This is a genomic window from Streptomyces sp. 840.1, assembly GCF_003751445.1.
Lineage (GTDB): Bacteria > Actinomycetota > Actinomycetes > Streptomycetales > Streptomycetaceae > Streptomyces.
Genome location: NZ_RJUU01000001.1, coordinates 1,946,941 through 1,972,095 on the forward strand (window position 1 = coordinate 1,946,941; position 25,155 = coordinate 1,972,095).

Annotated in this window: 18 protein-coding genes, 6 tRNA genes, 1 pseudogene and 1 riboswitch; of the genes and pseudogenes, 10 read left to right on the top strand and 15 right to left on the bottom strand. The window is 70.7% G+C overall.

Annotated elements, in window-relative coordinates:
* Nucleotides 1–154: riboswitch (cyclic di-AMP (ydaO/yuaA leader) on the bottom strand.
* Nucleotides 155–441: 287 nt separating this feature from the next.
* The 4 genes from EDD93_RS09060 to EDD93_RS09075 form a co-directional block, all read right to left on the bottom strand.
* A complete protein-coding gene (locus EDD93_RS09060; protein WP_123524670.1) occupies nucleotides 442–1,605 on the bottom strand; it encodes a PP2C family protein-serine/threonine phosphatase in 1,164 nt (387 codons plus the stop codon).
* A 241-nt stretch (nucleotides 1,606–1,846) separates the two neighbouring features.
* A tRNA-Met gene (locus EDD93_RS09065) sits at nucleotides 1,847–1,920 on the bottom strand.
* A 237-nt stretch (nucleotides 1,921–2,157) separates the two neighbouring features.
* A complete protein-coding gene (locus EDD93_RS09070) occupies nucleotides 2,158–3,444 on the bottom strand; it encodes a flotillin family protein (RefSeq protein ID WP_123524671.1) in 1,287 nt (428 codons plus the stop codon).
* A 32-nt stretch (nucleotides 3,445–3,476) separates the two neighbouring features.
* Nucleotides 3,477–3,641, bottom strand: coding sequence for a hypothetical protein (locus EDD93_RS09075; protein WP_260255672.1), 165 nt, complete (start codon nucleotides 3,639–3,641; stop codon nucleotides 3,477–3,479).
* Between the two features lie 266 nt (nucleotides 3,642–3,907).
* Here EDD93_RS09075 and EDD93_RS09080 point away from each other — a divergent pair, with 266 nt between their 5' ends.
* Nucleotides 3,908–4,318: an SHOCT domain-containing protein gene (locus EDD93_RS09080; protein ID WP_123524673.1), complete on the top strand. Its 411-nt coding sequence runs from the start codon at nucleotides 3,908–3,910 to the stop codon at nucleotides 4,316–4,318.
* 165 nt (nucleotides 4,319–4,483) lie between these two features.
* On the opposite strand, the pseudogene EDD93_RS09085 reads toward EDD93_RS09080, so the two are convergent.
* Nucleotides 4,484–4,804, bottom strand: a pseudogene (locus EDD93_RS09085) (serine hydrolase domain-containing protein); the annotation flags it as partial.
* 144 nt (nucleotides 4,805–4,948) lie between these two features.
* Here EDD93_RS09085 and EDD93_RS09090 point away from each other — a divergent pair.
* Nucleotides 4,949–5,596, top strand: coding sequence for an RNA polymerase sigma factor (locus tag EDD93_RS09090; RefSeq protein WP_123524674.1), 648 nt, complete (start codon nucleotides 4,949–4,951; stop codon nucleotides 5,594–5,596).
* 77 nt (nucleotides 5,597–5,673) lie between these two features.
* Nucleotides 5,674–6,516, top strand: a complete 843-nt coding sequence (locus EDD93_RS09095; RefSeq protein ID WP_185092254.1) for a hypothetical protein — start codon at nucleotides 5,674–5,676, stop codon at nucleotides 6,514–6,516.
* Between the two features lie 257 nt (nucleotides 6,517–6,773).
* Here EDD93_RS09095 and EDD93_RS09100 read toward each other — a convergent pair whose 3' ends face one another.
* From EDD93_RS09100 to EDD93_RS09130, 7 genes are all read right to left on the bottom strand, one after another.
* Nucleotides 6,774–7,094 carry a hypothetical protein gene (locus tag EDD93_RS09100; protein WP_260255899.1) on the bottom strand — a complete coding sequence of 107 codons (321 nt, stop codon included), beginning with the start codon at nucleotides 7,092–7,094 and terminating at the stop codon, nucleotides 6,774–6,776.
* Nucleotides 7,095–7,632: 538 nt separating this feature from the next.
* A tRNA-Lys gene (locus EDD93_RS09105) sits at nucleotides 7,633–7,706 on the bottom strand.
* Between the two features lie 91 nt (nucleotides 7,707–7,797).
* On the bottom strand, nucleotides 7,798–9,372 hold the full coding sequence (locus EDD93_RS09110; RefSeq protein ID WP_260255673.1) for an amino acid permease: 1,575 nt from the start codon (nucleotides 9,370–9,372) through the stop codon (nucleotides 7,798–7,800).
* A 77-nt stretch (nucleotides 9,373–9,449) separates the two neighbouring features.
* Nucleotides 9,450–11,543: a VCBS repeat-containing protein gene (locus tag EDD93_RS09115; RefSeq protein WP_260255674.1), complete on the bottom strand. Its 2,094-nt coding sequence runs from the start codon at nucleotides 11,541–11,543 to the stop codon at nucleotides 9,450–9,452.
* A 271-nt stretch (nucleotides 11,544–11,814) separates the two neighbouring features.
* Nucleotides 11,815–14,076, bottom strand: a complete 2,262-nt coding sequence (locus EDD93_RS09120; RefSeq protein ID WP_123524678.1) for a DEAD/DEAH box helicase — start codon at nucleotides 14,074–14,076, stop codon at nucleotides 11,815–11,817.
* A gap of 210 nt (nucleotides 14,077–14,286) precedes the next feature.
* A complete protein-coding gene (locus EDD93_RS09125; protein ID WP_123524679.1) occupies nucleotides 14,287–14,853 on the bottom strand; it encodes a hypothetical protein in 567 nt (188 codons plus the stop codon).
* 145 nt (nucleotides 14,854–14,998) lie between these two features.
* Nucleotides 14,999–15,349: a metallopeptidase family protein gene (locus tag EDD93_RS09130; RefSeq protein ID WP_185092255.1), complete on the bottom strand. Its 351-nt coding sequence runs from the start codon at nucleotides 15,347–15,349 to the stop codon at nucleotides 14,999–15,001.
* 154 nt (nucleotides 15,350–15,503) lie between these two features.
* On the opposite strand from EDD93_RS09130, the gene EDD93_RS09135 reads away from it, so the two are divergent.
* The 4 genes from EDD93_RS09135 to EDD93_RS09150 all read left to right on the top strand — a co-directional run bounded on the left by EDD93_RS09135 (nucleotide 15,504) and on the right by EDD93_RS09150 (nucleotide 17,435).
* A complete protein-coding gene (locus tag EDD93_RS09135; protein WP_123524680.1) occupies nucleotides 15,504–17,069 on the top strand; it encodes a metallophosphoesterase in 1,566 nt (521 codons plus the stop codon).
* Between the two features lie 80 nt (nucleotides 17,070–17,149).
* Nucleotides 17,150–17,222, top strand: a tRNA-Glu gene (locus tag EDD93_RS09140).
* Between the two features lie 39 nt (nucleotides 17,223–17,261).
* Nucleotides 17,262–17,336 (top strand) — tRNA-Asp (locus EDD93_RS09145).
* A gap of 22 nt (nucleotides 17,337–17,358) precedes the next feature.
* A tRNA-Phe gene (locus EDD93_RS09150) sits at nucleotides 17,359–17,435 on the top strand.
* A 38-nt stretch (nucleotides 17,436–17,473) separates the two neighbouring features.
* Here the strand turns inward: EDD93_RS09150 and EDD93_RS09155 are convergent.
* From EDD93_RS09155 to EDD93_RS09165, 3 genes are read right to left on the bottom strand one after another with little or no spacing between them, the layout of a single operon-like run.
* Entirely contained in the window at nucleotides 17,474–18,346 is an 873-nt protein-coding gene (locus EDD93_RS09155; RefSeq protein ID WP_123524681.1) for a cytochrome c biogenesis CcdA family protein, read from the bottom strand.
* Nucleotides 18,343–19,236: a thioredoxin domain-containing protein gene (locus EDD93_RS09160; RefSeq protein WP_123524682.1), complete on the bottom strand. Its 894-nt coding sequence runs from the start codon at nucleotides 19,234–19,236 to the stop codon at nucleotides 18,343–18,345. The genes EDD93_RS09155 and EDD93_RS09160 overlap by 4 nt, the downstream gene beginning before the upstream one ends.
* A gap of 59 nt (nucleotides 19,237–19,295) precedes the next feature.
* The gene (locus tag EDD93_RS09165; protein WP_123527667.1) at nucleotides 19,296–19,706 is read right to left on the bottom strand and encodes a hypothetical protein; all 411 of its coding nucleotides are present in this window, start codon (nucleotides 19,704–19,706) and stop codon (nucleotides 19,296–19,298) included.
* 227 nt (nucleotides 19,707–19,933) lie between these two features.
* Between EDD93_RS09165 and hrpA the strand changes: the two genes are divergently transcribed.
* From hrpA to EDD93_RS40800, 3 genes are all read left to right on the top strand, one after another.
* Nucleotides 19,934–23,866 (top strand): ATP-dependent RNA helicase HrpA, encoded by a 3,933-nt coding sequence (gene hrpA / locus EDD93_RS09170; protein WP_123524683.1) that lies wholly within the window; start codon nucleotides 19,934–19,936, stop codon nucleotides 23,864–23,866.
* Between the two features lie 126 nt (nucleotides 23,867–23,992).
* Nucleotides 23,993–24,067: transfer RNA gene (locus tag EDD93_RS09175), tRNA-Asp, on the top strand.
* Nucleotides 24,068–24,207: 140 nt separating this feature from the next.
* On the top strand, nucleotides 24,208–24,852 hold the full coding sequence (locus tag EDD93_RS40800) for a DUF6274 family protein (protein WP_148083845.1): 645 nt from the start codon (nucleotides 24,208–24,210) through the stop codon (nucleotides 24,850–24,852).
* The last annotated feature ends 303 nt before the right edge of the window (nucleotides 24,853–25,155 follow it).

Below are 25,155 nucleotides of genomic sequence, written 5' to 3' on the forward strand. Positions count from 1 at the left end.
CCTTTCCTTCCTTCTCGCCTACCGGGTTAGCTGACGGGTTCGGAGCAGGAAGGTCTCCTACGGGTTCCTCCGTCTCTCGACGAGACAGAGATGCCCGATTCACCCCATGTAGGTGGTTCCCCGGTTCCCTTGCGGAATTCGGCGCTCGCGCACGGTGCCGCCTCTGACGGCGGCTGGGACAACCGCGCTGCGTTATCGAACGTTAATAGACACACGGGTCCGATTCCAAGCTGTTCCAACTGATCGTTCCGGTCCTTGGCCTGGACTTTACGGGACACAACCGGGTGGAATCGGGCGAGTTGATCGCCCCTCAATCGTTATCTGTTTTCTGACATTGCGTCAAATGTTATGCGGAGGGGTTCCTTACGGTTACGCACGGTGGCAACAGCCGCACCCTTCCCCCACAGCCGCACACACCCTCCCCCGTCCGGCCCCTCGCCTTCACTGGGCGCCGCCCTCCAGGCCCACGATCTTCACGGTCGTGCGCCGGTCCGGCTGCCCCTCGGTCGGGCGCACCACCGCGAGCAGCGCCATGTCATCGGTCGTCACCCCGCCGGTGTGCAGCCGCACATCATCGGCCAGCGCCGACAGCAGCTCCTCGGGGCCCGGGAAGATGCGTCCGCGCAGCCGCTCGGCGGGATCGTAGAAGACCCCTGCGGCGTCACGCGCCTCGGAGAGGCCGTCCGTATAGAGCAGGAGCGTCGACCCGGCGGGCAGCTCCCACTCGTCGGAGCGGTCCGGCCACACCCCCAGGTCCATCCCCAGCGGCAGCGCGGGCAGCGTGGGCCGCAGCACCTCCAACGCCCCGTCCGAGTGCAGCAGCAGCGGTTCGGGGTGACCCCGGTTGACGACGCGCACCCGGTTGGAGCCCTGCGGGATCTCCGCCAGCGCGGCGGTGACGAACCCCTCGACCGCGTCGAGACCGCCGCGCCTGCTCGATTCCCGCGCCAGCGCACGCTCCAGCCGCTGAGCCACCCCCTCCAGCGACCGTTCCTGCTCGGCGGCCTCCCGGAACGCGCCGATGATCACCGCCACCGCCTCCACCGCGTCCAGACCCTTCCCGCGCACGTCCCCGACGACCAGCCGCACCCCGTACGGGGTGTCCGTGACCGAGAACAGGTCGCCGCCGACGAACTCGTCCGCCTGCGCCGCCTCGTACCGCGCGGCCACGTACAGCCCGCCGATCCTGTCCGACGGCGTCGGCAGCACCGCGCGCATGGCGGTCGCCGCGATGACCCGTGCGGAGGCCAGCTGCTCGTTGCTGCGCCGTACGACCCCGTTGATGAAGACCGCGAGGACCGAGACGGTGAGAATGGTGAGCAGCTCGATGAACGGCACGACGCGGATCAGCGTTCCGGAGGAGAGCCGCAGCCCGGCCACGCACAGCAGCGCGCCGACCCCGACCCGGATCGTGCCGGCCCGGGAGAAGAACGGCGCCGCGATCAGCGGAGCCGCGGCGAAGAGGGGTACAGCCGTGAAGGCGGGCGGGGTGAAGAGGTCGAACGCCAGCCCGCCGATGAGCATCAGCCCCGGCAGCGCCCGGACGAACCGGCGGTTCCGGATCTCGTCCGGACTCCTCCCCCGCCGCTGCTCCCGCTTCCCCACCTGTGGTCTCCTGCCCGGTGCACTCACGGCCGCGGACGGTACCGCGCACCACTCCCAGACTTCCCGGGGCAGGATCGCGGGGCGAGTCCTCGACGGCCAATGGGAGTACGTGCGCGGCGAGGCGCGGCCCGCACCGATCGGTTGCCCCGGGCCCCACGAACGTACACACGTACATACATGGACACGTACAGAAACGAATCAGACCCGGCACGCTGCATGCGTGCCGGGTCTGATTCTTCAGTAGCGGGGACAGGATTTGAACCTGCGACCTCTGGGTTATGAGCCCAGCGAGCTACCGAGCTGCTCCACCCCGCGTCGGTAAACACAACTCTACGGCATGTTCGACGCACTCATGACCACCCCGCGCGCCCCACCCCCACGACGGGCCCCACGGCGAAACCCACGCACGCCCCCGGGGCACCAACGTGCTGCAAACGAGAAGGTGTTGCCCGGGGCCAGTCCGCCGGTCACTCCGCCGGGTCACTCCGTCCGATCATTCCGCCAGGTCACTCCGCTCGGCCACTCCGTCCGGGCGGAGACGACGACCGGGCTTCACTCCGAGCCGGCGATCCGGGGCGTCCTGTCCCCGTCCTGGCCCTGGTCCCGGCTCCCGTCCCGGCGCAGGTCCTCACCCAGGTCCTCGCCCAGGTCCTCACCAGCAGCCCGGTTCCCCGTACCGCGCTCCGGAGCCGCCCCCGTGTCCGTACCGCGTTGGAGCGACTGGAGGATCGCCAGTCCCTGGCCGACGACGCCCGCCGCCATCTCGTTGACGCCGTCGGTGCCGTTGAGGACGGTGAGGCTGGCCCCGGACATCCCCCGGGCTGCGGCATCGGCCAGCGCCGGCAGGTTCTCCACGATGCGGTTGGCCGCGATGAGCTCCTGGTTGCCCTCCCGCAGCGAGACCGCGCGGGCCGTGTTGGCGTCCGCCTGGGCCTGGGCGAGGGTCCGTTCGGCGTACGCACTTCCGTCCGCCTGGAACTTCGCCTGGTCACGGGCGGCCTCGGCCAGCGTGCGCTGCCGGTAGGCCTCGGCGTCCGCCGGGCGCCCGACCTCCGCCTCCAGGCGCTGGGCGGCCAGTCCCGCCTGGCGCTGGGCCAGCGCGGTCTGCTCGTCGATGACCTCGTGCGAGGCCCTGGCCTGCGCGAGCGGCCCCGCCTGGGCGGCACGGGCGTTGTACTGCTCGGTCTCCGCGAGGAACCCGGCCCGCTTGATCGCCGTGTCCCGTTCGTACTCGGCCTTGAGCGCGGAGGCCTGCTGCTCGCGTTCGGCGGCCTCCTGGTCGGCCTTGGCGCGGGCGATCCTGGCCTGGCCCGCGACGGCGGCGGCGTGCGGGGCGGAGAGGTTGTCGATGTACCCGGTGGCGTCGTCGATCTCCTGGATCTGGAGGGCGTCCACGACGATGCCGAGCTTCTCCATCTCGCCGTGGCTGCCGGCGATGACCTCCTGGGAGACCCGGCTGCGTTCCCGGATGATCTGCTCCACGGTCAGTCCGCCGACGATGGAGCGCAGGTGTCCGGCGAAGATCCGGCCGACGAGCTCCTCCATCTGGTTCTGCTCGGACAGGAACCGGCGCGCGGCGTTGGCGATGGACACCGCGTCGTCTCCGACCTTGAAGACGGAGACGGCCCGGACCGTGAGCCGGATGCCCTGCTGGGTGACGCAGTCCTCGGTGATCTCCGCCTCCCGGAGCGCCAGGGACAGCATCCGCGCCTTCTGCTTGATCGGGAGGACGAAGCTTCCGTGACCGGTGACGATCCGGAACTGCGTGTCCTGCGTCTGCCGCTTGGAACCCGATATGAGCATCGCCTCGTTGGGGGCGGGAACGTGCCAGAACAACATGAGAGGACTCCTGTCAGACGTCACTTCTCGGGTCAGGACGGCAAGCGCTCCACCACCACGGTGCGTGCCGAGACTGCCTCGACGACCACGACGCGCACGTCCCTGCCGATCGACGTGGACGACCACGCGGTGTAGGCCTCGGACCCGCCGCGTACGGCGACCAGCACTTCGCCCGCCCCGTCCGGCGGGATCGGCACGGTGACACGCCCTACCGTCCCGACCGGGCTCCGGTCGGACTCATCGGCCGCGCGCACGCGCGCACCGCCCGAAGTCCCTGCACGGACACGTCTTCACAGCCACGAGGCGAACCGCCTCCCGGAGGCCCACGCCTCCCTCGACACGTCAACCGTACTCCTCGCGGCCCCGTCGGCATCGTCTCCGGAGCCCACCGCGCGGGGGGTGAATTGCGATGGTATGACTTATTTCGTATTCACCCATTCGACGCGGCTCCCTGGAGTGGACGATGGACGACTACCCCTTGCTCAACCTCTTCTGGACCATGCTCTGGTTCTTCCTCTGGATCATGTGGCTGTTCCTGCTGTTCCGCGTGATCATGGACATCTTCCGCAGCGACGACCTGGGCGGATGGGCCAAGGCGGGCTGGCTGATCCTGGCCCTGGTGCTGCCGTATCTGGGCGTCCTGATCTACGTGATCGCCCGCGGCAGGTCCATGGGGTCGCGCGACGCGAAAGAGGCGAAGGAGCGGGATGCGGCGTTCAAGGCGTACGTGAGAGACGCCGCGGGCACGGACGGCGCGGGCGGCGGGTCGAAGGGCAGCCACGTGGATGACCTGGCGAGACTCGCCGACCTGAAGGACAAGGGCGCGATCACGGACGAGGAGTACCAGCAGGCGAAGACGAAGCTCCTCGTCTGACCCCGGGCGCCGCACGGCTGCCCCCGGCGCCGCACCGCGTGTGCCGGGGGCAGCACCCATGCCCGGATTGAGCACGGTGACATCGATACCTGTGCCTGTGCCCGTCCCTGTGTCTACGCCCGTACCTGTGCCTGTGCCTGTGCCTGTGCCGTACGTGGCGTAGCTCCGGGCGTGCGGCCCCGGGATGAACGGGTAGGCGCCGGGCGCGCTGGTGTCCCTGAGGCCCAGCGGACGGATGATGCGGTCCTGCAGCTCTTGCGCCCAGCTGTGGCCGGTCACCTCACGGATGACCGTCGCGGCGAGAACGTAGTTGGTGTTGGAGTACGACCAGTCCGTGCCGGGCTCGAACTCGGGCGCGTGCCGCATGGCCGGCCCCACCAGCTCCTGAGGCGTGTACGTACGGAACCGCTCGGCCCGGTAACCGGCCGCGCTGTTCAGCGCCGGTATCTCCGGACGGCCCGATACATTCCGCGTGGGACGCAGCACTTCAGGGGTGAACGAAAAACTCGAAAAGGCTCAGGGCGTGACATACAGACGCAAGAGATGTCTTTGTGGCCGGATCAGTGCCGTCCGCCAAAACGGAGTCATCCCGGCGGGAACCTCGGGCCGGTTGCCGGACACGACTAGAGCATGGAACTGAACGACGCCGGCCCCGCCGCACCGGTCGGAGGGATATCTGACCGAGAGCTGTGGGCGAGAGCCGTCGACGGTGACCGCGAGGCGTTCGGCCGGATCTTCGACCGCCACGGCAAGACCGTCTACAACCACCTGTTCCGGCGGACCGCCGACTGGTCCGAGGCCGAGGACCTCACGTCGACCGTGTTCCTGCACGCCTGGCGGCGGCGCTCGGAGACGGTACTCGACCGCGACTCGGCCCTGCCGTGGCTGCTGGGCATCGCCGACCGCCTGGTCTCGAACACCAGACGACGGCTGAGACGGGCCGAGTCGCTGCTGCGGCGGCTCGTCTCGCACGACGAGCCGGTGGGCGACCATGCGGACCGCGTCGCTGTCATGGTCGACGACGAGCGCCATATGTCGGAGATCCACCGGGCGTTGGCCCGGTTGCCGCGCCACGAACGCGAGGTCGTCGAGCTCTGTGTGTGGTCGGGCCTGGACCAGCAGGCGGCCGCGGCAGCGCTGCAGGTGGCGGTCGGGACCGTGAAGTCCCGGCTGCACAGGGCGCGGCGGAGGCTGGGCGCCGACCTCGTCGGCGGAGCCTCGGGACCGGCGTCGTTCAGTCCGATGAATCCCGTCAATGCGGAAGAGGTCGCACGATGAATGACACGCAGGGCATTCCTGCGGCTCCTTCCGATCGTGATCTGCCGAACCACCGGCGGACCCGAGAGGAGCTTCTGATGAAGATCGATCCAGAGGACAACCGTGCTTCGCTGCGCCGCAAGTGGGGAGTGCCGCTGGGGGTCGCCACCGGCGTCGCGGCGCTGAGCGTCGCGGCAGTGGCGGTCTTCAGCGGGGTGGGGGACGCCAAGCCGCTCCTCGCTTCCCCCGCCGGAAACCCGGCGGGCACCGGCTCACCGAGTCCGAGCCCGAGCACCCCGAGCACCCCGCACGGCTCCAAGTCGGCCGGGGCCGGCTCGTCCCCGTCCTCGGCTCCCGAGGCTCCCGCCCCGGACGCCTTCTCCATCACCAGCAGCAGGACGACCCCGATCGACGCCGGGACCGTCGCCAAGATCCTGTCCTCCTGCCTGGGCGCGGACGCGTCGCGCTACCACGCGGTGGTCGCGGTCCGCACCCCCATCGCCTCGCCGGACTGGGACGGCGTGGTCGTCGCCGTCAACTCCGCAGACCAGTACGTGCAGTGCGAGTCGAAGGGCGACAAGGGCAACAGCCCGGACTCCCCGCCCACGTTCATCAACAATCGCCTCTGGGGCACCGGCCGCACGATCGAGTACTTCGACTCCGTCAGCCAGCCCGACGGCAAGGGACAGCACCTGATGCTGGGCGCCGGGCACTACGCGTCCGGCATCGCCAAGATCACCATCAGCTACGGCGACGACCCGAAGGAGTACCCGGCGCGCATGGCGGGCGGCGCGTTCGTCTACGCGGCGGCCGTGTCCCCCGGCACACCGAAGCCCGACCCGCACTACTCGGGACCGAACCCCTACGTCCACGCCTACAACGCGGCCGGCAAGGAGATCTACAGCCAGAAGAAGGACCCGCAGTTCGTCGACGAGAGCTGAGAACCGGACGAGACCGAGCGGGCCCTCTCGACCGCCCGCACCGCTGCCCCGGCGATCACCGGGGCAGCGGTGGCTTCGGCGACCGGCCGCGCAGGACGAGCCGGCTGACGCCCCCGCGCGCGTGAGCCCGTCATGCGGCCCCTGCCCTCGCCTCGATCCACGTGCGGACATGGCCTTCGCCTGCTGGACCCGTCTCGTCGTAGAGCGTGAGCAGCACGGCCCGCCTTCTCTTCTTTTCTTCCTCGGCCGTCGCACGGCTATCGGTCGAAGACGAACCGCAGGTTCTCGTCGTCCAGGTACCGGATGTTCACTTCTCGGCCCGCCAGCACCTCGGCCTCACGGCGGACGGGGACGGTCTCGGTGCCGGTGACGCGCTTGGGCCCGCCGTTCTCCGACCACGAGAGCGTGTATCGGATGGTGACCGAGTCGCTGTCGTTGCGCGCGATGACACCCACGTCCTCGACGAGAGCACGGACATCGCGTCCGTGCACCGCGATCCGATGGTCGCGGACGAAGAGGGTGACGATCCAGCTGACACAGATGACCCCGCCCACGATCCCGATCGCCACACCGACCATCATGGCCGCCGCCTCATGACCGAGACCGAGACCGAGACCGAGACCCGCCCGGCTGGCCCGCCGCTCGCCGTCACCGCAGCGATTCCCGGTGCGCTTCTCACGGGTCCCCTCTCATCGAGCCTCTTCGGCGGTACCGCTCGGGGTCGAGGATAGGGGACTTGGTTCACCCGCCGAGTACGGCGGTCCTCCGCTTCCTCACTGAGCCGTTCCAACCTGTCGGGCGGTCCGAAACGACGCCCTGGTGCACGCGGCCGGCCTCATCGTCTTCCGGTGTTCCGGTGTTCCGGTGTTCCGGTGTTCCGGTGTTCCGGTGTTCCGGTGTTCCGGTGGGGACAGCGCTCTGTTGGCCACTGGGTCCGCTCTGTGAGCCGTCAGGGGGGTTGGCCCGGGGTTCCAGTTCCTCCGTTGCCCGGAGCGGCGAACGGCTGATGAGCTCAGCGTTCGCACACAGGGCCCGCGCAAAAGAGCGCCCCGGCCGGCCAAAGCCGGTCGGGGCGCTCCACCGCAGGTAAAAGGGTTGCCCCTCCCCCGCTCCCGGTAGGCCGTGTGGGACTCGAACCCACAACCAACGGATTAAAAGTCCGCTGCTCTGACCAATTGAGCTAACGGCCCCTGGCAGATCACTCCCCGAGCATAGCCCGCCGCGACCCGGCCGCCGATCGGGTATCGGTTGCCGGGCCCCGTCATGGTGGAGGCGTTTCGGTCAGCGCGGCGTATTGCGGGCGATCGTGCGCTTGTGATCCGGATTGAGGAACCAGTGACGGGCCGAGGCGAGCCACCAGGTGGCGGCGAAGCCGAGGACCACCAGGACGGCGATCGGGGCGTAGTTGAAGGTCTCCCAGGTGACGGGCGAGACCTGGGGCAGCATGAAGAGCACCGTGATGACCGCCACCCACACCACCGCGACGATGCCGATGGGGCGGGACCAGCGGCCCAGGTGCCAGGGGCCGCGCCGGAAGTCGTCGCCGCGCAGGAGGCGGAGCAGGGTGGGGATGACGTAGGCGATGTAGAGGCCGATCACCGCGATGGAGGTGACCGCCGCGTACGCGGTGACGTTGATCAGGTACGGGAGGCCCAGCACCAGCGCACCGGCGGCGGCCAGCCAGACCGCTGCCACGGGGGTGCGGGTGCGGGGGCTGACCGTGTGCCAGACGTGGGAGAACGGGAGGGCGCCGTCCCGGGAGAACGCGTAGATCATGCGGCTGTTGGCGGTCACGGACGCCATTCCGCAGAAGAGCTGGGCCCCGATCACCACCAGGAGCAGCAGCTTGCCGGTGGTGGCGCCCAGGGCGTCCAGGAGGATCTGGGCCGGCGGGGCGCCGGTCGGGGAGGCCAGGGCGCCGTCGTAGGACTGGATGGCGAAGGTGAAGCCGAGCAGGAGGACGAAGCCGGCGATCCAGGAGGTCCAGATCGACTGGACGATGCCGCGCGGGCCCGCCGTCGCGGCGTCGTGGGTCTCCTCCGTCATATGGGCGGAGGCGTCGTAGCCGGTGAAGGTGTACTGGGCCATCAGCAGCCCGATCATCACCACGTAGAAGCCGCTGCCCCAGCCGGTGTTGTTCACGAACTCCGTGAAGACGAACGACGCCGACTGGTGCGAGTCCGGTACGAAGGTCAGCGCGCCGACGATGACCGCGACGCCGAGCACGTGCCACCACACGCTGACGCTGTTGAGGATCGCGACGATCCGGACCCCGAAGGTGTTCAGCAGCCCGTGCAGGAACAGGATCGCGGCGAAGAGGAGGATCGTGCGGCCGGGCGTGATCCCGAAGTCGAACTGGAGGTTGAGGTAGGCGCCCAGGAACGACGCAGCCCCGAAGTCGATCCCGGCGGTCACGGCCACCTGGCCGAGCACGTTGAACCAGCCGGTGAACCACGCCCACGCCGCCGCCGAGCGCGGCGGAGCCAGCCGGTGGGCCCAGAAGTAGAGGCCTGCGGAGGTCGGGTACGCCGAACAGATCTCGGCCATCGCGAGCCCGACGAACAACGTCATCAGCCCGACGCCGACCCAGCCCCAGGTGATCAGGACCGGGCCGCCGGTGTTCATGCCGAACAGGTAGAGCGTCAGGCAGCCGGAGAGCACCGAGATGATCGTGAACGAGACCGCGTAGTTGGAGAACGCCGACATCCGGCGGGCGAGCACCTGCGTGTAGCCGAGCTCGGCCAGCCGCTCCTCGTCCGAGCCGGGGGCGGCCGGCGAAGACGGCGGGGCCTGCGCGGACGACGACTCCGCCCGGCCGGGTCGCCCGGACGGGGCACTGCGGGGATTGTTTGTCATGCCCCCAGCGATTCCCTCGCCGGGGGCACGACATGCACCGCTCGCCGCCCCCTCGGGGGCGAGGGCCCGTCAGCCCCTCAGAAGATCCCCTTGTACGTCCACCCCGTGGCGATCTGCGTACGGGCCCCGAACGAGCCCTTGCCGTTGCCGTTGTTGCGGTACAGCTTCCCTGCCGTGTCGCGTACGACGAGGTCGTTCCTGCCGTCGCCGCTCAGGTCGCCGACGCCCACCATCAGGTTGTACGAACTCCCCCAGCCCGAGAACACCTTCACCCTCGGCGCGAAGCGGCCGTTGCCCAGGCCGTTGTAGCGCCACAGGCCGCCGCTGCGGTCATGGCCGAGCAGGTCGGGACGGCCGTCGCCGGTGATGTCGCCGACGCCGGTGATCTGGGAGTACGTCTTCCAGTTGGTGAAGATCCTGACCTTCGGCGCGAACTTGCCGCCGGCCGCGCCCGCGTAGAAGTACATGTCGCCGGTGGACGTCTGACGGGCCACGAGGTCGGCCCGGCCGTCCCCGTTCAGATCGCCGGGCGAGGTCAGCACGTCGTACTGCTGCCAGCCCCCGCTGATCACGGTGTGGCTGCCGCCCGGCGTGTAACCGGACCTGCCGCAGCGGCCGGCGTACTGGCGCAGTTCGCCGCCCGGCATCCGCACGATCAGTTCGGAGCAGCGGTCGCTGCCGGTGTCCGCGAGCGGCACGGCGAGCGTGCCGGCCGGCCAGCCGGTACCGGTCGTCTTGCCGTCGAAGGTGCCCGGGGCCTTCCCGAACTGGACGGTCAGCCCGCCGGAGGAGTTGAGGGTGACGAGGTCGCCGATGCTGTACCGGCCCTGGTCGTGGAAGCCCGCCTTACCGCCGCCCACCCCGATGGAGCCGCTGGTGGTGTACGTCCCGGACCCGTCCTCGGCCGTCGCTTTCAGGCTCCAGGTGTGAAGGCCGTTGCCCGTGTATCCGCCCGCGTCCGTGCGGCCGTCCCAGGCGACGTCCGCCTCGGTGCCGGAGCCGGTCCCCTTGAGGGCGCGTACCGTGCGGCCGGCCCAGTCCTTGACGGTGTACGTCCAGGTGACGGGTTTGTTGAACTGCCAGGTGCTGAGCCACGCGTCCAGGCCGTCCGTTCCCTTGAGGTCGATGGACGTGTCGCCGACGTCGGAGGCGATCCTGGCGAGGGGCTGCGCGGGTACACCGCTGGGCACGATGTGGACGGAGTTCGCGGCGTCGACGTACGCAATGTCCCCGCCGAATTTGTCCACCGCCCAGGTGAGCCGCCGCTGGTCTGCGGTCTTCCCCGCCGGCAGGTCAGCCACCGCACGGGGAGCTGCGGCCTTGCCCGTGTGGAAATCGGTCAGCAGCAGCTTGCCGGCGGTCCTGTCGTGCCGGACGAGGTACCCGTCGCCGACGAGGGCGGGCCCGGACGGCACGGTGAACGACTTCTTCGCCGTCCGGTCGTACACCCCGGCCGCGCCGGTCGTCCCGCAGTTCCAGTAGACCCAGCGCCCGGCCGCACGGACCTCCTTGATCACGCAGGGGGCGCCGGTGGCGGCCTTCTCCACGACCTTGTTCTTCGTGATGTCGGTCGCGGTGAGCGCGCCGGTCGTGGAGGTCGCCGCCCAGAGCGAGGTGCCCCAGACGGAGGCGGCGGTCGCGGTACGGACGAGAGGAGCGGCGGTCGAGTAGTAGCCCGGGTACATCCCGGCCCGCTGCTTGACGGGTGAGCCGCCGTTGACCACATAGGCGCGGGCCGTCAGGTCCACGATCTTCGCGGTGCCCGCGGGGTAGCGGACATCGCCCCCGCTGTACGAGTTGCCGGGCCCCCAGAACTGGACGCTCTCGGTGCCGGCGCCGTCGCCGTTGACGAACACGGCGCCGAAGTCCCCGTGGCCCGAGGCGACCAGCACCACACAGGAGCCCATGTCGCAGGGCACCGTCCTGAAGTGCGCGCCGTTGGCCATGGGCCCGGCGTACGCCCGGCTCTCCCGCTTCCCCACGGTCGCGCCGTCGGCGGACACCCGGCGCTCGAAGATCATCGTGTCCCCACTGAGGCTTTGCTCCGCGGTGACCAGCCGCCCGCCGGCGAAGTCGAGGCCCTGGACGCCGGTGGTCGCCACGGTGGCCGGAGCCCCGGCGGCGCCGGCCGCGAGGGGCACGAATCCCGCCCCGATTCCAAGTGCCGCCATCATCGCGACAGCACCGCGTACAACAGTGTGGCGTCTCACAGCCAGACCCTCCCGGGAACTACCAAAAGAGCATGAGGAGGACGCGGCAGATTGCCGCGGTCTGTGCGAAGTGTGAAAGCCCCCCGGCCCCGACCCCTCATGCGAGGGGGCCGACTTTAACAGCATTCGCACAGGCGGTGACAGGGAGATTCGAACCGGTTCAAATGAAACAGGGCCCGCCCAGCACCGAAGTGCTGGGCGGGCCCTGATCAGCAGTCAGGCGATCGGACGATCAGCCGTTGCGCTTCCAGCGCGGCTTGTCGTCGCGGCGGCCGAAGGAGCCGGTGCTCGTGCCGGTTCCCGTGGAGCGGTGGTCGTCGCGGCGGCCGGTGGGACGGTCACCGCCGCCCGAGCGGAAGCCGCCCGAGGGACGGTCGTCACGACGGTCGCGGTTGAACGGGCGGTCGCCGCCACCGGAGCGGAAGCCACCGGAGGGACGGTCGTCACGACGGTCGCGGTTGAACGACGGGCGGTCGTTGTCGCGGTTGAAGGACGGACGGTCGTTGTCACGACGCTCGAAGGAGCGGCCGCCCCGGTCGTCACGACGGTCGTTGCCACCGGAGCGGAAGCCGCCGGAGGGACGGTCGTCACGACGCTGGAAACCACCTCGGTCGTCGCGGCGGTCGTTGCCGCCGGAGCGGAAACCGCCACCGACCGGACGGTCCTCACGGCGGTCGTTGCTGCCGCGGAAGGACGGGCGGTCGCTGCTGCCCCGGTAGCCGTTGCTGCCGGCGGGACGGCCGCTGCGCTCGCCGGTGCGGTCGTTGCCGCCCCGGTAACCGCCGCGGTCGCCGCCACGGTTGTCCCGGCGCTCGAAGTTGCCACGGTCGTCGCGGCGCTCCTCGCGCGCGGCCTGCTGCTCCGGCACGGAGGCGGCGGCCAGCAGCGCGGCCTCGGCCTCGGCGGCAACCTCGGCCACCGCTGCCTCGGGGTCGTCGCCCCGCTCGCGGGCGGCACGGGCGACCAGGCGGTCGGCCTCCTCGCGCAGCTCGACGGCGCGGCGCTGGATGCGCTCCAGCTGCTTGGTCAGGTCGGCGGCCTCGCGCTCGGCCTGCTTGGCGGCGTTGTTCGCGGAGTCGGCCTGGACCTCGGTGAGCGAACGGGCGCCGGTGATCTCGGCGACCTCGGGCTCGAAGACGCCCGCGCCCTGCACGATGTGGCGCGAGGCGTCGACGCCCGCGTCCTCCATCAGGCGGAAGATCTGACGGCGCTGGTGCGGCAGCGCCAGCGAGACGACGACACCGGACTTGCCGGCACGGGCGGTACGGCCCGAGCGGTGCAGGTAGTCCTTGTGGTCACCGGCCGGGTCCACGTTCAGGACCAGGTCGATGCCGTCGACGTGGATGCCTCGGGCGGCGACGTCGGTGGCGACCAGGGCGTTGACGTAGCCCTTCTTGAAGTCCTCCAGGACGCGGGTACGAGCGCCCTGGGTCATGCCGCCGTGCAGCGCGTCCGCCTTGACGCCCGCCTCGACGAGCTGCTCGGCGATGCGGTCGGCGCCCAGCTGGGTGCGGACGAAGATGATGGTGCGGCCCTTGCGGGCGGCGATGGCGGAGGTGACCGGCGCCTTGTCCTTCGGCTTCACGACGAGGACGTGGTGCGACATGGTCGAGACGTTGCCCTGGGCGGAGTCGACCTCGTGGGTGACCGGGTTGCTCAGGTAGCGCTTGACCAGGGTGCCGATCTCGTTCTCCATGGTGGCGGAGAAGAGCATGCGCTGGCCGCCGCCGGGGATCTGGTCGAGCAGCTCGGTGACCTCGGGCAGGAAGCCCAGGTCGGACATCTGGTCGGCCTCGTCGAGGACGGCGACCTGGACGTTCTCCAGGGAGCAGGCGCCCCGGTTGATGATGTCGCGCAGCCGGCCCGGGGTGGCGACGAGGACGTCGACACCGCGCTCCAGCGCGTAGATCTGGTTGCCCATCGACGTACCGCCGCAGACGACCTTCATCTTCAGGCCGAGCACGTCGCCGTACGGCTGAAGCGCGTCCGCGACCTGCATCGCGAGCTCACGGGTCGGGGTGAGGATGATCGCGCGGGGCTTCTTCTTCTCGGTGTGCCCACCGGCCAGCGAGGCCAGGGTCGGCAGACCGAAGGAGAGGGTCTTGCCGGAGCCGGTACGGCCTCGGCCGAGGATGTCCTTTCCGGCCAGGGCGTCCGGGATGGTCGCTGCCTGGATCGGGAAAGGCGCGGTCACACCGTTCTGCGCGAGCTTGCGGACGATGCCGTCCGGCAGGCCCAGGTCGGCGAAGGTGACGGTCGGCTCGGCGTCCGCCTCGTCGGCGGCGGAGTCGGCGTCGGCCTGCTCGGCCCGGGGGGCCTCGGTCACGGCCTGCTCGGCCGTCTCGGCCTGCTCCGTCTGCTCGCCCTGAGGAGCCTTGATGTAGTCCTCGATGGAGACGGCGGACTCGGCCACAACGGCCTCGGCGGCCACGACGAGCTCGTCGTTCTCGATGTTCTCGGGCAGCACGGTGTGGTCAGAACTGGAAATTGACATGCGAAATGCGAAACCTTCCGGAGTCTCGGCACGCGCCCGTAACTCCGTGTTTTCGCAATTTCGACCGCCTCAATGCGGTCCAGCCACGGCAAGGGAGAGTACGCGCCACACGGCGCTCTTCTGTGTCGGCGCCGGGCAATGGATCAAACGATCTACTACCATACGCACTAACCCCACCATCGCGCAAGCCGGACTCCTGGCGGCACCCCGTCAAGCCGGTCCCACCTGCGGCGATGCCTCCGGAGTCCGCATCTCCTCCACCTGGCCCGGCGCCCCCATCGCCTCATTGCGGAGCTGCGCCGCAGGCGACGCCGAAGGCACCTCCGGCGGCGCCGAGGGCTCCGGCTCGGGTTCCACCGGCGGAGCCGGCGGCTCGGGGGTCTGCGCCTCGGAGGGAGCCGGAGGCTCGGGCTGCTCCGGAACCCCCGGCTCCGCCCGCGGGGGCGGCGGGGCCGACACATGACCGCCCCGGGCCCGGCCGGGCCCGGCGGACTTCGTGCCGGAACTGCGCGAGGGGCCGGCGGAGGCGCTCGGGGCGCCGGACTCGGCGGCCACCCGGTCGGAGTGCGCCTCGGAGCCGCCGGTACGGCCCGACCGGCCGGTGCCGGTCACCGTGGAGCCGTCGGGGCCGACCAACGCCTCCTTCGATGCGGCGGACCGAGAGGGCGCCGGTTTCCCACTGTCGTCACCGACGCTCATACAGCCGGCGGACGCGGCGATCGTCACGACGGTGACGGCCGCCCAACGGACGGGGGCGGGTACGGACAACTGGCGCACGGGGGCACCTCCGGGGGCGCGAGGAAGGACGTGGCGGTAGGGAAACGAGCCGGGGAGCGCTGTGCCCAACTCCCACCGCCCCGCCGGGGACACGCCCACGGGCCCGGCCCGCACACCTCATTCACACCACGCCGCCCCGGGCGCCTCACCCGTAACCGAGTGCGTGCAGCCTCTCGTCGTCGATGCCGAAGTGGTGCGCGATCTCGTGGACGACGGTGATCTCCGTCTCCGCCACCACGCGCTCGCGGGACTCGCACATCCGCAGCGTCGGCCCGCGGTAGATGGTGATCCGGTCCGGCAGCACGCCCGCGTACCACTCACCGCGCTCGGTCAGCGGCGTGCCCTCGTAGAGCCCGAGCAGATCCGGATCACCGGCCTCCGGCTCGTCCTCGACGAAGACCGCGACGTTGTCCATCAGCCGGGTCAGCTCCGGCGGGATCCGGTCCAGGGCCTCGCCCACCAGTTCCTCGAACTCTTCCCGCGTCATCTCCAGCACCCCGTCATTGTCACGTACCACCGCCGGAAGCGCCCGGACATCCCGCAAGCACCCACGAGCACCCGGAAGCTCCCGGGAACAGCCGGCAGCGCCTGTGAGCACCCGGGAGCGCCAGGAGCGCATACCCGCCTGCGGACCGGGGCACAGTCGCCCAATGGCCCGCGACCCGTTCCGTGCCGCAGCAGCCCGCGTCCGGCACCGCCTCCGCCCTCGCCCCCGGCCGCGCACCGGCGGCCGGGTCCGTCGCTCGGGCGGCGCGCTCGCCGTCTCGCCGCGGCCGTTCGCCCGCGCGCTGGGGCTGGTGACCGTGGTGCTCTTCGGCGCCTGGCTCGGACTGCTGGCCGTGGGCAGCGTCCGTACGTCCGTCGGCCCGATGGACACGACGATGACCCTGCGCCCCTCCCTCACCGGCGGCACCAAGATCAACGTCTCGCCGCTGGGCGCCCTGGAGCTGGATTCGCACCACGCCCCGGTCCGGCTCGACGTCGATGTCGACCGCCTCGACCCGGTCCGCTCCGAGGCGCTGGTCCAGCACCCCGAACGGCTGTCCGGGCTGGAGGACGAGGTCACCGGCGACGTCAGCGCCGGCACCCGCGAGCTCGCCGTGCGCTCGTGCGTCGCGGTCGTCTCCGGGGCCACCGCGCTCGGCCTCGCCGTCTACCGCAGGCCCCGCCGCGCCCTCGCCGCCGGCGGGCTCGCACTCGCGCTGCTGGCCGCCTCCGGGGTCAGCGCGTACGCCACCTGGAACCCGAAGTCGGTCCTGGAGCCCAAGTTCTCCGGCCTGCTCTCCAGCGCCCCCTCCGTCGTCGGGGACGCCCGCTCGATCGTCACCGACTTCGACGTCTACCAGCAGGAGCTGGCCCGGCTGGTCACCAACGTCACCAAGCTGTACGACGCCACATCGACGCTCCCCGTCTACAGCCCGGACCCCGCCACGCTCCGCGTCCTGCACGTCTCCGACATCCATCTCAACCCGGCGGCCTGGCACATCATCGGCTCGCTCGTCGAGCAGTACGACATCGACGTGATCATCGACTCGGGCGACACGATGGACCACGGCGCCGCCGTCGAGAACAACTTCCTCGACCCGGTCGGCGATCTGGGCGCCCCCTACGTCTGGGTCCGCGGCAACCACGACTCCGCGACCACCCAGAAGTACCTGGCGAACGCCAAGCGGTTCAGGAACGTGCACGTGCTGGACGAGGGCCGGGCGGTGAACGTCGGCGGACTTCGGGTGGCCGGCATCGGGGACCCGGAGTTCACCCCCGACCGCACCGGGCCCGAACAGGCCGAGGACGTCGAACGGACGGCGGGCCTGCGGCTGGCGGCCGCCCTGCGCGAACAGCAGCGCGCCGGCACCCCGGTCGACATCGCCGTCACCCACGAGCCGGCGGCGGCCCGGGAGACGGACGGCACGGTCCCGCTCGTGCTGGCCGGTCATGTGCACCACCGGCAGAACGAGGTCATGAAGCACGGCACCCGGCTGAAGGTCGAGGGCTCGACGGGCGGCGGCGGGCTGCGCGCCGTACAGAACAAGAAGCCGGAGCAGGTGCTCGCCTCGGTGCTCTATCTGGACCGCTCCACCCGCCGGCTGCAGGCCTGGGACGAGATCACGCTGGGCGGGCTCGGCCTGACGACGGCCGAGGTCAGCCGCCATCTGCCCCAGGGCGACCCGGCCCTCCCGGCCCCGCCTCCGACGTCTTCCACCCCCTCCCCGTAAACCGTTTTGGCGATAGCCGCCGCCATCCCATATGCTTCTGACGTCCCCGACGCGCTGGAAAGCGCGCAGGTGGGCCCTTAGCCCTCATCGTCTAGTGGCCCAGGACGCCGCCCTTTCAAGGCGGTAGCACGGGTTCGAATCCCGTTGGGGGCACGCTTTAACGTGTGCGAGACTTGTTCTCGCACATTGCTTGGTCCTGTGGAGCAGTTTGGAGTGCTCGCCACCCTGTCAAGGTGGAGGCCGCGGGTTCAAATCCCGTCAGGACCGCTGCAGCCCGTATGAGCTGCGTGGCTGGGTAGCTCAGTTGGTACGAGCGATCGCCTGAAAAGCGATAGGTCGCCGGTTCGATCCCGGCCCCAGCCACCACCCGAAGGCCCCGTCCGATGGACGGGGCCTTCGTCGTGTCAGGCACCCTCCCGGTCAGCGGTGTTCGCCTCGTCAGCGCCGGTCCCGGCCCCGGCCCGGCGGCGAGCGGCCCGTACCGCGAGCACCAGCAGGACCACGGCCACCACCGCCACCAGCGCCGCCGCGTCCGGCACCCGCTCACCGACGCCCTGGGCCCACTGCTCCACGGCGAACGACTGGTCCACGTCCAGCAGCCCGGGAAGCGCGGTCGTCCCGTCGTACGCCAGGAACATGGCGCCGAGCCCGATGAAGAAGAGCCCCGACAGCAGCGACGTCGTGTGCAGCTCGAAGCGGCCGAGCCGCAGGACGCGCCCGCGCAGCCAGGCCCGGCGCCCCAGCTCGAACCGCTCCCAGAGCAGCGCGAGCAGGAAGAGCGGCACCGCCATGCCCAGCGCGTAGACGGCGAGCAGCAGTCCGCCGTACGCCGGGCTGCCGCTGACGGCCGCCACGGTGAGCACGCTCCCGAGGATCGGCCCCGCGCAGAAGCCGGCCAGTCCGTAGACCGCGCCGAGCGCGTAGACCGATACGGCGGTCGTGGGACGGATCCGGCCGCTGAGCGCGGCGATCCGCCGCGAGGCGAAGCCGAGCCCGACGATCTGGGCGACGCCGAGGACGATGATCAGCCAGCCCGCGCCGAGGACGAGGGCGTCACGGTGGCCGTAGAACAGCCGCCCGGCGTACGAGCCCGCCGCGCCCAGCGGGACCAGGGTGGTGGCCAGCCCCGCGTAGAAGATGCCGGTCCGGGCGAGCAGCCGCGAGGTGGAGTTGATGGAGTACGCGAAGAAGGCGGGGAGCAGCAGGGCGCTGCACGGGCTGAGCAGGGCCAGCAGCCCGCCGAGAAGCGCGGCGAAGTAGCCGATACCGGCCGTCACTTCGCGGCGCCCTCGGGGCTGGTGGGGGCTGCCGGGCCCTCAGGGGCCGTGGAGCCCTTGGCGTCCCCGGCCGGTTCCGAGCCCTTGGCGTCCCCGCCCGCACTGCCGGTGTTCTTCGCCCGCTCCGCCGCCTGTTCGATGGCCTGGGTGAAGGCCCCGGTCGGCTGCGCCCCCGCGATCGGGCGGCCGTTGATCAGGAACGAGGGGGTGGACGTCGCGCCGATCCCGTACCCCTGCTCCTGGTCCTTGCTCACCGCGGCAGCGGCCGCCGCGCCGTCCGCATCGGCCTGGAATCGGTCCAGGTCGGCCACCCCGGCCTGCTGGGCGAGCGCCTTCAGCCGGTCCTTGCCGAACCCCTGCTCCTTGACCCCTTCGGCGTAGGCGGCACGGTGGAACTGCCAGAAGCGGCCCTGCTGCCCGGCGGCCCAGGAGGCGCGTGCGGCGGCCTCGGACTCGGCGCCGAAGATCGGGAAGTTGCGCCACTCGATGCGCAGGGTGCCGTTGTCGACGTACTTCTCCACCAGGGCGGGTTCGGTGTCCCGGGCGAACTTCGCGCAGTAGCCGCACTTGAAGTCGGCGTACTCGATGAGGACGACGGGCGCGTCCGCCCGGCCCTGCGCCAGCTTGTCCCCGGCGTCGCGCCGGGCCAGCTCCGCCAGCTCGGGGTAGACGCCGGCCTCCGGGTCCGCGGTGACGTCGGCGACCGCGGAGGATCCGGAGTGCGGGGCGTCGGGGGCGGTGGCCCGGTAGGAGACGTAGCCGAACAGTGCGGCGGCCACGACGATCCCGGCGCCGTAGACGAGCGGCTTTTTGGAGCGGGACGGCCGGACGGACTTGCGGGCACTGCCTGACTCGGGGGACGGCTTGGGGGTGGATTTGGGCGTGGGCATGCGGAACTCCGTGCTGGTGTGCGGGAGGGATGAGGGGACGGCCGTGGGGATGCGGCCGTCTACACCCTCAGTACGGAGAGTTCCACCGGGCTCGGCGCGGTCACGTCGGGGCCGCGCAACGCCGCAGGGGCGGGCGGCCGCACCGGTCCCGGTCCGGTGGCGACGGGCAGGCCCCATCCGGCGAGGCCCGGCGCCTGGTCCTGGGCCGCCGCCCGGGTCCGGCCGGGAACCGCCGGCTCGCCGCCCTCGCGCTTCCCGCCCCTGCCGCAGCCCGGAACGCCGTCCCCGCTGTCCACGGTGACCGCCACGGCAGGGGCCGGGTCCGACGACGCGGCCACAACCACTGCCGGGGCCGGGGATGTCACCGGGGCGGCCGCGACCGAGGCCCGGCCCGCCGCCGACTGCCCGCAGAACAGCCCCAGGACGACCGCGAGCACGGCCGCCAGGCAGCACCACTGCGAACGGGACACGGACACGGGCCTTCCGGGAGGGGACCGAAGCAATCCAATGGAATCGAGAGAGACCGAGAGGGATCGACAGGGATCGCGGGGATGATCGACTGTCCGGAATGGTACGTGCTGTGACCGCGCAGCCCCTCACCGTGCGGGCGCCGCACCCCACCGGTCCTGTGCCGTGACGGACCCCGCGCGAAATAGGTTCGCCGTTCCCCGGGCCCGGGTGAGATCCTGGAACCCGTATGTCTACTTCCTTTGCCGATCTCCAGTCCCAGCTCGGGCAGCTCTCGCTGCGCGACGCCCACCGGCTCGGCCGACGTCTCGAAGGCGCCCGCCGCATTCGTAAACCCGAGGCCCAGCAAGGCGTGCTGGACGAGATCGCCGCCCAGGCCACCAAGGCGGCCGGGCGGCTCGCGCTGCGGGCCGGGCGGCTGCCTGCCCTCTCGTACCCCGAACAACTGCCGGTCAGCCAGAAGAAGGACGAGATCCTGGAGGCGATACGCGACCACCAGGTCGTGATCGTCGCGGGTGAGACCGGCTCCGGCAAGACCACCCAGATCCCCAAGATCTGCATGGAGCTGGGCCGTGGCGTCCGGGGCATGATCGGGCACACCCAGCCCCGCCGGATCGCGGCCCGCACGGTGGCCGAGCGGATCGCCGAGGAGCTGAAGACCCCGCTGGGCGAGGCGGTCGGCTGGAAGGTCCGGTTCACCGACCAGGTCAACCAGGACGCGACCTTCGTCAAGCTGATGACGGACGGCATCCTGCTCGCCGAGATCCAGACGGACCGCGAGCTGCTCGCGTACGACACGATCATCATCGACGAGGCCCACGAGCGGTCGCTGAACATCGACTTCCTGCTCGGCTACCTGGCCAGGCTGCTGCCCAAGCGCCCGGACCTGAAGGTCGTCATCACCTCGGCGACCATCGACCCGGAGCGCTTCGCCCGCCACTTCGGCGAGGCGCCGATCGTCGAGGTCAGCGGCCGTACCTATCCCGTTGACGTGCGCTACCGGCCGCTCCTCGAAGAGGACAGCGAGGACTCCGACCGCGACCAGATCACCGCGATCTGCGACGCCGTCGACGAGCTCCAGTCGGAGGGGCCCGGCGATGTGCTCGTCTTCCTCTCCGGCGAGCGCGAGATCCGCGACACGGCGGACGCGCTCGGCAAACGCAACCTCAGACATACCGAGGTGCTCCCCCTCTACGCACGCCTGTCGCACGCCGAGCAGCACCGCGTGTTCCAGCGCCACACCGGACGCCGGGTCGTCCTCGCCACCAACGTCGCCGAGACCTCGCTGACCGTCCCCGGCATCAAGTACGTGATCGACCCGGGCAACGCCCGTATCTCCCGCTACAGCCACCGCACCAAGGTCCAGCGGCTGCCGATCGAGCGGATCTCGCAGGCCAGCGCCAACCAGCGCAAGGGCCGCTGCGGCCGTACGTCGGACGGCATCTGCATCCGGCTGTACTCCGAGGACGACTTCCTGACCCGGCCGGAGTTCACCGACCCGGAGATCCTCCGGACGAACCTGGCCTCCGTCATCCTCCAGATGACCGCGGCCGGCCTGGGCGAGATCGAGAAGTTCCCCTTCATCGACCCGCCGGACCACCGCAACATCCGCGACGGCGTGCAGCTCCTCCAGGAGCTGGGCGCGCTGGACCCGGAGGAGAAGGACCCGAAGAAGCGGCTCACCCCGCTGGGACGCAAGCTCTCCCAGCTGCCGGTGGACCCCCGGCTGGCCCGGATGGTCATCGAGGCCGACCGCAACGGCTGTGTCCGCGAGGTCATGGTCATCGCCGCCGCGCTCTCCATCCAGGACCCGCGCGAGCGGCCGTCCGAGAAGCAGACGCAGGCCGATCAGCAGCACGCCCGCTTCAAGGACGAGACGTCGGACTTCCTGGCGTTCCTGAACCTGTGGCGCTACATCCGCGAGCAGCAGAAGGAGCGCGGCTCCTCCAGCTTCCGCCGGATGTGCAAGCAGGAGTACCTGAACTTCCTGCGCATCCGCGAATGGCAGGACATCTACGCCCAGCTGCGCACGGTCGCCAAGCAGATGGGCCTCGATCTGGAGGAGTCCTCGACGGGTGCTGCGGCGCCGGAGCAGTCGGTGCACACCGCACTGCTGTCCGGTCTGCTGTCGCACATCGGCCTGAAGGACACCGAGAAGAACGAGTACGTCGGCGCCCGCAACGCCAAGTTCGCGATCTTCCCCGGATCGGCGCTCTTCAAGAAGCAGCCCCGCTTCGTGATGTCGGCGGAGCTGGTGGAGACGTCCCGGCTGTGGGCGCGGGTCAACGCCCGGGTCGAGCCCGAGTGGATCGAGCCACTGGCCCAGCACCTGCTGAAGCGCACCTACAGCGAGCCGCACTGGGAGAAGGACCAGGCCGCGGTGATGGCGTACGAACGGGTCACGCTGTACGGCGTACCGATCGTGGCCCAGCGCAAGATCAATTTCGGCCGCATCGACCAGGAGGCCTCGCGGGACCTGTTCATCCGCAACGCCCTGGTCGAGGGCGACTGGCGCACCCATCACCAGTTCTTCCACGACAACCGCAAGCTCCTGGGCGAGGTCGAGGAACTGGAGCACCGCGCCCGGCGCCGCGACATCCTCGTGGACGACGAGACGCTGTTCGACTTCTACGACCAGCGCATCCCGGAACACGTCGTCTCGGGTGCGCACTTCGACTCCTGGTGGAAGCACAAGCGCCGGGACGAGCCGGACGCGCTGGACTTCGAGCGCTCGATGCTCATCAACGAGAAGGCCGGGAGCGTCACCAAGGACGACTACCCGGACTCCTGGCGGCAGGGGAAGCTCAAGTTCCGGGTGACGTACCAGTTCGAGCCGGGCGCGGACGCGGACGGCGTGACCGTCCACATCCCGCTCCAGGTGCTCAACCAGGTCACCTCGGAGGGCTTCGACTGGCAGATCCCGGGGCTGCGCGAGGAAGTGGTCACCGAGCTGATCCGCTCGCTGCCCAAGCCGATCCGCCGGCACTACGTGCCCGCGCCGAACTACGCGGACAAGTTCCTGGACCGGGCCGTGCCCCTCCAGGAGCCGCTGCCGGTCACCCTGGCCCGCGAGCTCCAGCGGATGGTCGGCGTCCCGGTCACGGCCGACGACTTCGACCTGACGCGCATCCCGGACCACCTCAAGATCACCTTCCGCATCGTCGACGAGCGGCGCCGCAAGGTCGCCGAGGACAAGGACCTGGAGGCGCTCCGCGTCCAGCTGCGCCCCAAGGCCCGGCAGGCGCTCTCCAAGGCCGCCGCGGCGACCGCGGGGCCGTCGGGGGAGTCCATCGAGCGCTCGGGCCTCACGGACTGGACGATCGGCGCGCTGGACCGAGTCTTCGAGACGCGGCGGGCCGGCCAGCCGGTCAAGGCCTTCCCGGCCCTGGTCGACCAGGGCGAAACGGTGGCCGTGCGGCTCTTCGACACCGAGGCCGAGCAGCAGCAGGCGATGTGGCGCGGCACCCGGAAGCTGATCCTGCTGAACATCCCGGTGAACCCGGCGAAGTTCGCCTCGGACAAGCTCACCAACCAGCAGAAGCTGGCCCTGTCCCGCAACCCGCACGGCTCCGTCCAGGCGCTCTTCGACGACTGCGCGACGGCGGCCGCCGACCGCCTGATCGCCGCGCACGGCGGCCCTGCCTGGGACGAGGCGTCGTTCCGGAAGCTGTACGACAAGGTGCGCGCCGACCTGGTGGACCTGACCGTCCGCACGGTCGGCCAGGTGCAGCAGGTGCTGGCGGCCTGGCAGGCGTGCGAACGCCGGCTGAAGGCCACCAACAGCCTGGTCCTGATCAACAACGTCACCGACGTACGGGAGCACCTCGCCCGGCTCGTCCCGCCCGGCTTCGTCACCGCGACCGGGCTGCGCAGGCTGCCCGATCTGATGCGCTACCTGGTCGCGGAGGACCGCCGGCTCCAGCAGATGCCGACCAACGTCCAGCGCGACACCGCGCGCATGGAGAAGGTCCACGAGATGCAGGACGAGTACGCCTGGCTGCTCGAACAGCTGCCGAAGGGCAGGCCCGTTCCGCAGGAGGTCCTGGACATCCGCTGGATGATCGAGGAGCTGCGGGTCAGCTATTTCGCGCACGCGCTGGGCACCGCGTTCCCGGTCTCCGACAAGCGGATCGTGAAGGCGATCGACGCCGCGGCCCCGTAGGGCCTGTCGCGGCCGTCCACCGGTGGCCGGGTGACCGTCCGGCCACCGGAAGTGAGGTCGACCGCACCCTCTGACCTCCTGTACAGTCTGTCTTCGCAGCCAGCCGCAAGGCAGCCGCGAAAACCTGGTCCTGTGGAGCAGTTTGGAGTGCTCGCCACCCTGTCAAGGTGGAGGCCGCGGGTTCAAATCCCGTCAGGACCGCAGTAACGAAAGCCCGGATCCCCTGGATCCGGGCTTTCGCGCGTATTGACTCCGGCGCCCGCCGACGAGTACTCAGAAAACAGGGGCTGTCCCTGATTTCTCGGCAGGGGACGGCGCGCATCCACCGGGAGGTGGCGCGGATGACGGCATCCACGGGCGAGGGGCTCCGGGTCGACGAGGGGTTCCGGGCCGACGAGGGATTCCGGGCCGGCACGTCGGGCACACCAGTCACACCGGGCACTTCGAACATGCCGAGCACGTCTGCCACAACGGGCACGCCCGCAACGCCCACCGCGGCCGCCGCGGTCGCCAGGACCGCCACAACTGCCACGACTGCCACGACTGCCACGACTGCCACCCGCGAACCGGTCCGGCGCCGGACGGTGGCGCGGAGCGCTCCCCGACACGAGATCCGCGCCCTGTTGCGCGCCCATCTGGCGGCCGCCACCGGCTACCGCCACCTCACCCGGCACTGCGCGGTCTGCGCCCGGCTGCTGCGGCTGGCCATGGAGCCCGTGACGGCGCCTGTGGCGGGCGGAGCGACCGAAGACCCGGCCGGTCCGCCCGGGGCGCCCGCAGGGCCTCAGAAGGGCGCACCGCGGGCCGCCGGGGAGCCGTACAGGGAGGACCCGTCACCGCCGCCCGCCGACGCACCGTCACCTGAAGGCTCCGGCCCGGCCCGTGGGCCGGGCGTCGGGCAGCGCGTCGGGCCGGGCGTCGGGCCGGTCCGTGACGGCCGGTCCTCCGCCCGGCGGGCGGAGGACGAAGGTCCTCCCGCCACGTGACCAATGGCGCGCTCCCACGCCCCTATGCAGTGGCAGGCTCGTACTTGGCAAGAGTCATGCCATGTGACGGGAGTCACCGAATCAGTTTTGAGAAGGGGTGGCCTTACACCCTTCCTACAACTGGCGAATTTAATATGTGCAATTGCACCACTCCGACGGGACCCGCCCAGGAGCCCCCGAACCGTCCCGGCACGGCCTTCCCGGGACGAGGTCGCACAGTCCCGCACAGACCCGAGCAAGCCCGCACGAGACCCATCGGGAGCCAACCGGGCGTCCGGTTTTCCCACGCCCGAACGGGCAGGG